The organism is Nocardia sp. NPDC049737 (assembly GCF_040674755.1).
Taxonomy (GTDB): Bacteria; Actinomycetota; Actinomycetes; order Mycobacteriales; family Mycobacteriaceae; genus Nocardia.
In genome coordinates, this window is record NZ_JBFANH010000022.1 from 151,195 (window position 1) to 161,271 (window position 10,077).

At 65.8% G+C, this 10,077-nt stretch carries 4 protein-coding genes and 1 pseudogene; all 5 read right to left on the reverse strand.

The window, feature by feature from the left end:
- Positions 1–322 precede the first annotated feature (322 nt).
- On the reverse strand, positions 323–6,328 hold the full coding sequence (mobF, locus tag AB0J47_RS27665; RefSeq protein ID WP_364352029.1) for a MobF family relaxase: 6,006 nt from the start codon (positions 6,326–6,328) through the stop codon (positions 323–325).
- Positions 6,329–6,711: 383 nt separating this feature from the next.
- The gene (locus AB0J47_RS27670) at positions 6,712–7,098 is read right to left on the reverse strand and encodes a hypothetical protein (protein ID WP_364352032.1); all 387 of its coding nucleotides are present in this window, start codon (positions 7,096–7,098) and stop codon (positions 6,712–6,714) included.
- Between the two features lie 99 nt (positions 7,099–7,197).
- Positions 7,198–8,763, reverse strand: coding sequence for a hypothetical protein (locus AB0J47_RS27675; protein ID WP_364352035.1), 1,566 nt, complete (start codon positions 8,761–8,763; stop codon positions 7,198–7,200).
- A 373-nt stretch (positions 8,764–9,136) separates the two neighbouring features.
- Positions 9,137–9,676, reverse strand: coding sequence for a hypothetical protein (locus tag AB0J47_RS27680; RefSeq protein WP_364352038.1), 540 nt, complete (start codon positions 9,674–9,676; stop codon positions 9,137–9,139).
- Positions 9,677–9,789: 113 nt separating this feature from the next.
- Positions 9,790–10,077 (reverse strand): annotated as a pseudogene (locus AB0J47_RS27685) (hypothetical protein); the annotation flags it as partial.

Below are 10,077 nucleotides of genomic sequence, written 5' to 3' on the forward strand. Positions count from 1 at the left end.
ACGGTCACTCAGGGCGACACCGAGCGGGACGGATGCCGCGTCATGATTCGTGGGACGGCGAGCTGGTCGAGGATGAAGTGATCCGACCGCCATCATCGTTGCCACTACGGCCGGTGCGCTGGTGGGGCGACGAGGACGATACGGAAGTGCTGCCGCAGATTGGAGATGAGTGAGCGAGGTTGTAACAACACTTGTGGCGGAAGAGGAACTGTCGCTGAGGACATACCACGCTGCCAGCACGGTGTGCTCTGCGCAACGCTTCCGGCTGAAGACTTGGCGCCGATGTTTCACGGTGGCCGACGCGGCTTCGTGATATCCGCGGTTACAGCTCGAGATCGTAGCCGCGCTGTGGCTCGCTGAGTTCGACAGCGTCGTCGAAGCTGTCGAATGCGTCGTGCTCGGGGGCGCTGAGTTGTTGGCGTAGTTGTTGTTCGCTGGCGGCTTCGGTGGGGTTCAGTTGGGTGCGTCGGTGTTGTTCGGTTAGCAACTGTTCGAGTTGTTGTTCGAAGTCGGCGATGCGGGCGGTGTGGGCTTGTTCGGCCGAGTCCATGTTGGCTGGCGGTGGGGTGGTGGATGCGGGGGCAGGCCGAGTGTCGGCGGTCAGGATGTGTTCCCATTCTTCGGCGGGGCCGGCGATCTGTAGAGCGCGACGTTGGGCGTGGCGGGCGGTGGTGCGTGCGGAATCCCTCAGGTGGGTGCGGCGTCGTCGTTCGGTTTCAAGGCTCGTGATCTGGGCGTTCAGGGCGCGGCGTTGGCTACGGCGGTAGACGGGTGTGTTTGCGAGTGTGGTTCTGGCGCTGTTGAGTTGGGTGGCGAGGGCGCGGACAGCGCGTTCGGCGTCTTCGAATTCGCGGATGCTGGTGTGGGCGTTGTGGATGGCTTGGCGGGCTTCTTGCTGATGGCGGACTGGGTCTTCGTCGTGGGGGTCTGGCGGGTTCGGGTGGGGGTTGTAGATGATTGCGTCGGTGTCGGCGAGTGCGATGCGCTGGTAGAGGTCGTTGATGCTCTGGTGGAGTTCGGTTTCGCTGAGCATTGCGAGTGCGTCGAGCGTGGGTGCGGTGACCGGTTCGGGGAGGGGATGAGCTGTGGTCCATGCGGTGATTTGCGCGCGGGCGAGGGGGCCGCTGGCGCGCCAGTCGCGTCGCAGTATCGCGCGGGCTGCCTCGGGTGGGTGGGTGGCGGCGATGTGGTCGCAGCGGGCTCGGATGTGGTCGGTGGGGTTGTGGTGGGGGATTCCGGGTTCGTTGTTGTCGCGGCAGTCGCTGCAGAGTCCGTCGTCGCTGCGGCGCAACGAGTTCGGCGTGATGTCGATGTGGGCGCGTTCGAGTCCGCAGCAGACGCAGCTCAGGCCGTGGGTGTCGGGAATGGCGGCGAGGTCGTAGTCCAGGACGTAGCCATCGGGCTGTGATTCGGGGATGACGTCGCGGTGGTAGTTGTGGGGAACTCCTTCGGGGAGTGGCTGATCGAAGGGGTTGTCGTCGACCTCGGCGCGGGTATCGAGGTAGTCCTCGACCGCTTTTGCGGCGTCTTCGTCGATCGGCTGCGGGATCGTGTCGGGTCGACTCGACCCTGTGCGGGTGGGGTTGTCGCGGGCGGCTTCGTGGCGCCGGTCGCGGCGATATGTGGGTGCGGCGGGGTCGGTTGCTGGTTGGTATACGTGCGGATCGCTGCTCGGTGTGCAGGCTTCGATGAGTGCGCGATGCTCCGGGTATTGGTCGGCGGCGTGGCGTAGCCGAGCGAGCGCGATGGGAAATGCGTAGTGGTACAGGGTTTCCGCGACGCGTTCGATGATTGCGTATTGTTCGTCGGTGGCGTTGTCGGTCAGTTCGTGGAACGCGGCAGCGGCGGTACGGATCTGGCCGGTCCGCAACAACTCCGCGATCTCACCGATGTCGACCGGGACGGTCTCGGCCTCGAAATCACCACTGTGGGAGCGCGTTTTCGGACGGTCCCCAGGGGTGATGTTGGACGGACGGTCGGATTCGGTATCGACATGCGCCTGAGGTACTGCGTCGACGTTAGGGGCGTTGTTGGTGGGTTGGTGTTGTAGGAGTGCGTCGATCCGCCATGCGAGTGCGCTGGCGAGTTGATCGGGTCGTAGGACTTGCGTGTTGTCGGGCTGGGCGGCTTGGAGGAGTTCGTATGCGGTGGTGAGCAGTTCATAAGGTGTCCAGTCGGTGCCGGTGGCGCAGTCGATGACCGCGACGATGCGCGGCCAAGCCGGATCGTTGATGACTCGGTCGGCGGTGTCGGTGCCGAGGATGTCGTGCAACTCGGTGGTCCATGTCGGGCGCAGATCGCGGTCGCCGCTGGCGCCGTCGAGCGCGGAGGGTTCGAGTTCCAGGCGTGACCACAATGCGGCGGCGGGCATTTCGTCGGGCAAGGGGCGTAGGGCAGCGGCGACGCGGAGGCGGGTTCGGATGTCGATTCCGGCGCGGTCGGCGAGGTCGAGTTTGTCGGCCAGGGTGGGCCAGTAGGGATCGGTGGTGATGCGTTCGTCGAGTCGTTTCATCACGGGCGACCATGTGGTGACGGGCCGATCGATGTCGCCGGTGGCGTCGATGACTTGGGCGTGGAGTAGTTGCTGATGTTCGCGTTCCAGGGTGGTGTGGCGGGCGGGTCCGGTGGGGCGCAGGTCGCGGTCATCGACATGCAGCGAGGCTCGCCAGACCGCGAGGTCGGCGAGCAGTTGCGGGTCGCTACCGATGAGGGGGCGCGCCCAGAACGGTGCTGTGGCCGCGGTCCAGTCTCGGGCGTCGGCGCGGATCGTGGTGGCGAGGTCGGCGACGATCCGCGCTCGTGCCGTCAGCTGTCCGGATTCGGTGTCTTCGTCCAGGCCGCGGGGCAGTCCCCGTGTCCAGGGCAGCGGCCCAACCCCGCACGAATGCATAGCAGAGGAATCCAGGCGCCAATCCAACACGGCGGCAGCATCGTCGGCGGTGTCGAGTTCCCGCACCGACGCGGCAGTGTGCAATGCGGTGATGGGATCAGCTCCGGTGAGCGCGATGCTCGCGAGGTGTTGCCGCAATATCGGGTAGGCGGGGCAGTCGGTGAGCCCGCTGTGCATTGCTTCGGCCGCGGCGTCGAGTGCGGCGAGTCCGTCGGTGCCGAGGGCGTTTTCGGCGGCGACGCCGATCGCGTCGAGGTAGATATCGACCGCGCGGCCGATGCGGCGGAACGGATTCAGTGCGTCCCGTAGCTCGGTGTGCGCGGATTTCTGTGTGCCGTCGCGCCCGAAAATACGTAACAGGACTTCGACCGCGGTGCGCGGAAACACCGCAGGCTCGCTGTAAAACGATGTCTCGTTGCCGTCCAAAGTTGTTGGTAGGTAGGCGTGGTTTGTGTGCGCGCCGCGGGTCATCGCGACATACAACTGCGCGCGAGTTTCGTATCCAGTGAGCGCGACGTGACACGTTTCCGCGGTCACTCCTTGGGCTGAATCGATCGTTGTCGCGTACCCGAGACGCACAAACGTGGACACGTATTGCGCGGGAAGTGTCACCGTGTGACCGCGTTCGCGACCCGAACGCAGGTGCGTGACGGTCAAACTTCCGTTGTCGTGCACGCCGGAAACGGTCCACCGATACCCGTTGCGAACCCAATCCTGATCGCCGACACGCAGTCGTCGGTCGTTGCGTCGGGTCAGGATTGTGTCACCCACCGACGCATAAAGCCCGTCAGCGAGGGCGCATTCCGGCCCGATATGTGCACCGGAACGCGCGATCCGATCCGCGCGAGCGCGCTGGTTGAGCTCACCCACGACGTCGTGGCTGGCCGCGAGCATGATGCTGTCGCGACCGCCCAGGTGGTCATCGATCCACCCGGTATAGGTGTCGTCATGAGTGAAAGCGGCAGAGCCGGAGTGGATACGGCGGTGATCGAGGTAGAACCCGAGCGCGGCCGGATCCCCCTCCCGCAATAACAAACTCGCCGACGCTTCGCCAGGAGAGGCGAAGCGCACGACGTGGCTGAGGGTGAGCGCGGCGCTGCCGGTGGCGTTGTTCATGTCGGTGTGGGCGCCACCGGCCTCGATGGAGGGTAACTGTTTCGGGTCACCCAGGCAGCGGATCGTCGCGCCCCGTCCGGACAGGAATTGGAGTAGGCGCAGGCGTTTGAGGTTCCCGATTTTGATGTGTTCGTCGATGATCACCAACGTGTCGGAGTCGATTTGCAGCACCCATTGCGGCAGCGATAGTGGTGGCCGATTCCCGTCGCGGGCAGAGTTTTCTAGTGTCGGTGTGTGGCGGTCCAGGACGTCGAGGAGTTTGTCGACGGTCTCCACCCGCGCACCGATCGATGTACCCAACTCTGCTGCCGCTGCCGCGGTGGGTGCGAGACCGAGGACGGTGCCACCGCTGGAGTGCCAGGCGTCGGTGAGCACCCGCATCGCGGTGGTCTTGCCGGTGCCGGCGGGTGCGTCGATGGTGTGCACCCGCAACGGGGAGGACGCGAACCCGTGCACGGCCGCGATCTGTCCGGCGTTGAGCTGTTTGTCGGGGTGGGTGGTGTTGTATGCGTGGACCGCTTGTTCGATGGTGGCGGACGGGATTTGGCGGCCTCCGGGTTGGACCGCGAGGTCGATCAACTGTTGCGTGACACCCAAAACCTGCTTGGAGGTATAGATCTGGGACCCGGCGCGGGTGTGCACGCTGGAGCCGTCGCGGCGGGCGAACATCACCGGCACTGCTCGTAGTCGGGGCTCGTCGAAGATGTCGGGGTCACCACGTGCGATCACCGATGTCGGTGACAGTGCCTCGGTGACGACGGCGTCGGTGATGCGTTCCCACTCGGAAAGGCGGATGTGTCCGCGGATTTGGCGTTCGGTTTCGCTGCGGATGTGGTGGTGTTGCCAGGCCGAACGCTGCGCTGACACTGTTTCGATCACCGTCGCGGCGGTGCGCGCGATCCACGCTTCATCGACCTCCTCCCGCGCCCGTCGGACCGGATTCAGGGCGGCGGAAACCATCTGCGCCACCGCTTCCCGGCCACCCAACACCGTGAGGGCTTGGGCGCGCCAGTCGCTGCGCTGCTGGGCGTGGGAGCGTTTGAGGTGTTTGTCGGGGCGGGTTTGCAGGGTGGCGCGGTCCATCAAATCAAACATCTCCACCGGTAGCGGTTCGCGCCCGAAGCGGCGTTGGAACTGCACGGTGAGCCGTCCGAGATGTCTGGTGATCGCCGCATCACGCGCAGACCACAACTCATTCAACTTGGTTGGGATACCGACAATTTCGCGGATCGGGCGCTTGGACGGGTCCAGGCCGGGCCGTTCGCTGAACTCCACACCCACCATGTCCTCGAGGAACAGCTCCAGGCTGGTGTTGTAGATCTCGGAGACGGTGACCACGTTCTGGTAGATCATCGCGCCGTCAAGGGTGCGCCACTGCCCGTCCAGGGTGCGGACACGGTTGGCGATGAGCATGTGGGTGTGCAGGTCCGGGTCACCGGCACGGCTCTCCCGATGGGTGAACACCGCCGCCACCACGCCCTCGACATCGACCTGCCGGACGCCGTTGCGACCCAACCTGGTGAAGATCGCGTGCTGTTCCAGCCATCGCACTGCCACCTCGACCGCGGCGTCGTGGGCGGCTTCGATCTTCTCGGAGACCGCGCTCGGTGCCAGCGCCCAGAGCACGGAGACGGACTTGACGGGACTGAAGGTGATGTCGAAACCCGCGACCGCGGTCGCTTTCGGGCGCGAGTTCCGTGCCGCCCAAGTCGATAATTCACGTGCGTCCAAGGGTGCGCGGTCGTACTGTTCGGTGAACATTTCCGTTGCGATTTCGGTGCGGATTCGTGCGCGAATTTCATCGGGAATGTCGTCATCGACGCCTGAACCGTTCGCGATATTGTGTTCCTCGTAGGCTTGTGCGCACCGCTTCCGGTATTCGGTAACATCGGAATACACCCGGAAAGGATGCCCCAACTTCGATGCTTTATCGGCCGCGCGCGAGGCGTCTTTGATTTTCGCGCCCGCATCTATCTGCTCGTCGAACACGTGCGCTTCGATCGCGTCGGCGTTCGGGTGACGACCCAACCCGAACAGGGACTTCATCTGATCCTCGGTCACCTCCTCACCGAGTTGGATCCCCAACGCCGCCAATCCACTACCGTGCCAACGCCCCGGCGACTCCCCATGAACCGAGTAGTAGTCGGCCAGGCTGGACCGGCCGCGAGCGGGATCATCATTCGCAGCGACATTGCGCAGGTAATACTGGTAGCCATTTCCTGCGACGACTTTATGCAGTGTCGCGGTCATACCTCCAGCAGGCACCACATCCGCGATAAAAGCTAGGCTCGCAATTAACCTAATTATCGGCAAATCAAACAAAATCCCTGGTCGTTATTGAATTGTGACAGTTGTGGAAGCTGGAGAAGGGTAAATGATGTATCAACAACCTGAAATCGACGCAACAGAGTCGCGCGGAAACTGTTCCGATAGTCCACCTAGGCGACCGCGACGTTGTCGCGTTTCCGGCGATAGTCCGGAAAGGCCCCCTCGATGCAAGAGGTCTGCTTGCTGGATAGTGGAAATGGGGAGAGGTGAGGGTGTGGATTGAGAGTGTAGGTGGTGGTGGTGGGTGTGGTGTGTGGATAGTTGGGGAAGGTGAATGTTGGTGGGAAGTGAGGATTGAGAGAGATGGGGGTCGAGTGGGTGGGAAGGGGTTGGGACCGTTTGCGCGGTCCCGGCTCGGCCGCTGACACAGCGAGCGCTCAGGTGAGCGGTGTGGCGACGCGTGTCCACCCGGCGGACTGGCAGGCGTAGTAGCGGTCGTCGAGGGCGACGACGTCACCGACCGCCAGCGACCGGAACCGTTTGGCGGCCCACGCTTGGGCGTGGGTGTGGTCGTCGTCGTGTTCGGGGAATCCGTTGAACGCGGCGAAGGCACGCTCGAGCAGTACTTCGTCGGCTGGTGCGTTGTCGGCGGAGACGGAGTAGGTGTATGCGAGGACCAGAGCCGCGTCGGGGGTGTAGCCGTGCAAGAGGAAGTGAGGCTGCTGGTTGAGGAACACCCGCATGGTGACGGCACGGTGGTGCGGTGCGAACATCTGGCGCAACGCTCGGGTGAAGCGGCGTAGGCCGGTCGGGGGTCGGTGCATCACAAGAGCTCCTGGAGGTTGGGGTGGTGGACCGGTCCGCCGTGGGCGCGGGGCAGCTACGGCGGACCGGTGATCAGGGGAATGCAGCGAGCGCTCGGGTCAGGCCGCTTGGGACCGTCGGGATCGAGCGGGCGCGAGACCGAGGTCGACGCGGCAGGTGAGGCAGTAATTGTCGGGGTGGATGACTGTGTAGTGGGTGCAGCCGTCGCAGCGGCCGTGACGCTGACCGGCTCCCAACGTCGCCTTGGCCTTCCGCGCGGCCGTGCGGGGACGCTGCGGTGCTTCGGCGACTTGGACTGCGAGCTGGAGCGGTTTGGCCGGGTTCGGGGTCAGCTCGGGATGGGTGGCGAGGAATTTGGTGATGTGGCGGCAGATCGGGTGCGGTGCCGCACGGTGCCACACCTCCACGATCAGGGCATGCGCCGCGGCGGGGTAGGCGGCGGTGAGGAATTCGCAGCGGGAGAACACGAACTGCTCGGCGGTGAACTGGTCGGGCAGGGGTGGGATCCCGGGGCGGTCGTCGTCGCGGCAGGAGTCGCAGAGCCCGTCGTCGGAGACCAGCTGTCCGTGGCGGATGTGGATGGGCCGCTGGTCGGTCATGGGGCGTTCGATGAAGCAGGACACGCATCGCCATCCCATCGTCGGGACCATCGCGGCGCCGTCGTAGTCCAGGCCGTTGCCTTGGCGGGGGATCTCTGGGCGGGCGTCGTCACGGCCCCGCAATCCGGTGCGTGCGTCGGCGAAGGCTTTGGCTTCGTCCTCGGTGATCGGGCCCCGCCGCCTTGGCGTACCGCCCAAGCGGTTTCGCTGTGAACGTCGTGCGCGTGGGGTGGTGTCGTCGTGGCTGTCGAAGTAGGCGCGGGTGGCCTCGTCCGAGGTCTGCTCGGTGTGCTCGTCCTCGTGTTCGGTTTTCCAGGCGGTGCGGTGCTCGTCGTCGTACTGGCCGGCGACGTAGTTGACATAGACGCGGTCCCACGCCTGGGTGGCTTCGTCGTGGTCGCGGGCATAGCGACGGCGCTGGCGCTTGGCGCGTGCGGTCTCGGAGTCGGGATCGGGCACCGGCACCTTGATCGGGCGCTGGAGTGGTTCGGGCGCGGCGTCGGGGTCGGCGATGGTGGTGCCGTCGGTGAACATGGCGCTGGTCGCGTACCCGGTGATCATCGCCTCGGTCGCGATCGCATACCGCAGCAGGTGGCTACGGTGATCGCCGGGCAGGCTCGGCGTCGGGATGGGGCGGGCCTGGTTGCGGGCGGCGACCTTGTCGCGCGCGTTGCGGGCGGCGTCGGTCGCGCGGGACGGGACGCGGTGGGTGATCAGGGGGCGGGGCCGGTTGCGCACCGGCATGGGCGGGAGTTCGGCGGCGGCGTAGGAGACCTCGACGATCTGGGGCAGCTCCCGGGTGTACAGGCCGGGGTCGGTGTCAGGTGCGCAGGCGTTGATCAGCTCGCGGCGCTCGGGGTCGGCGGCTTTCCACATCGCGTCGAGCCGCTTGTGCGCCGTCTGGAACGGGTAGCGGGTGAAGGTGTCGGCGAGCTCGTCGAGGAAGGCACGCTCGGCCGGTGTAGCGAGGGCGAGCACGCCGGGGAACTGCTCGCGTGCGGCGCGGGGGTTGTCGAGGTGCAGGTGGTGCAGGCACAGCAGAGCATCGTGGAACGCACTGGGCATGGCGAATGTCCTTGTCTCGCGAGGAAAACCGGAACCCACCCCGCAAGATCGCGTGCGCTTGTCAACGACACGAGGGGTGGGCGGCTGGTCGGGTGACCCGCCTGAAGGGCGATCGACCGGGGTGATGAGCGACGCGCGGGGAGGGAACGCGCCGACCTCGGGTGGGCGCGAATTCCCCGCGCACACAACCCGACACGCAGGCACGGCGTTGACGTCGCGCCGGGGGAATTCGTGCACGCACGGGCGCGGGCCCGGACAGCGCGGCGCACACCACCCTGGTAGCCCTTCAGTCAGGCGGGGCGCTCGACCAGACGAACACCCCGGACCCCCACCTGACCCCTTCTCCTGTTCTCCGTCGCGAGAACGAGAAGGGTCAGGCCACCAACACCGGACGGTCAGCGAAGTAGGCGTCGGTGTCGGCCTCGCCGCGGCGGCGACGCTCGGCGCTGCGTTCGTCGCGGGCACGGTGACGCAGGACCACGGCCCCGACAGGTTGGGGTGTGTGGCGGGCACGGCGACGAGCGACCGCTTCCGGTGTTGTGCGCGTGGCGTCGGTGGCCGCGGCCGGGATCGCGTGTAGACGCGGTTCATCGGCCAGTTCCCGGGCCGAGGTCCGCATCCATGGGGTGAGTTCGTCTTGTATTGGGACCTCGGCGGCGTCGGCGAGGGCGTGAAGGTTGGTGTATGGATCGGTGTCCTCGTCGCCGGTGTGGCGGCGGTTCGCGATCGAGACCAGTTGTGCCAATACCGATTGCGGGTTGAGTCTCAGCAACGCCCAGTCGGTGGGGGACAAGGTCTGCAACACCGCTGCGATGGCGGCGCGGGCTCGATGGGGTTGGGTGTCGACCAGCTCGGGCAGGGTGGCGAGTTCGGTCTCGGATGGGAACAACGCGATCGCAGTGGGGGATGACATCACAACGGCTCCTGATACTGTGCGGTGCAATGGAGGGGGTCGGGTCGATGCCGCAGCGGTGCCCAGTGGTGAAAATCCGCGCCGGGCACCGCTGTTGGCGACGACAAGTGGTGTCAGAACGGCGGTTCGGTGCCGGATCCCCCGCCGAAGGACCCCGCCGCGTTGACCGCCCACGGGTCGTCGGCCCCGCCGGTGGCCGCTGCTGCACCGACGAGTTCGCCGGACCGGTCATCGGCACTCGGGCGAGATGTCGAGTGCCTGAAACCGTTGTCGGCGTTGGTGGCTCGTTTGACGCGGGTGACCTTCGCTATCCCGAAACCCGTAGGTTTGCCGTATCGGTCCGGCTGGCAGAATCCCCTGTGGTCAGGGTGTTTTCGCCGCGAGGAGACCGCTTGGAATTT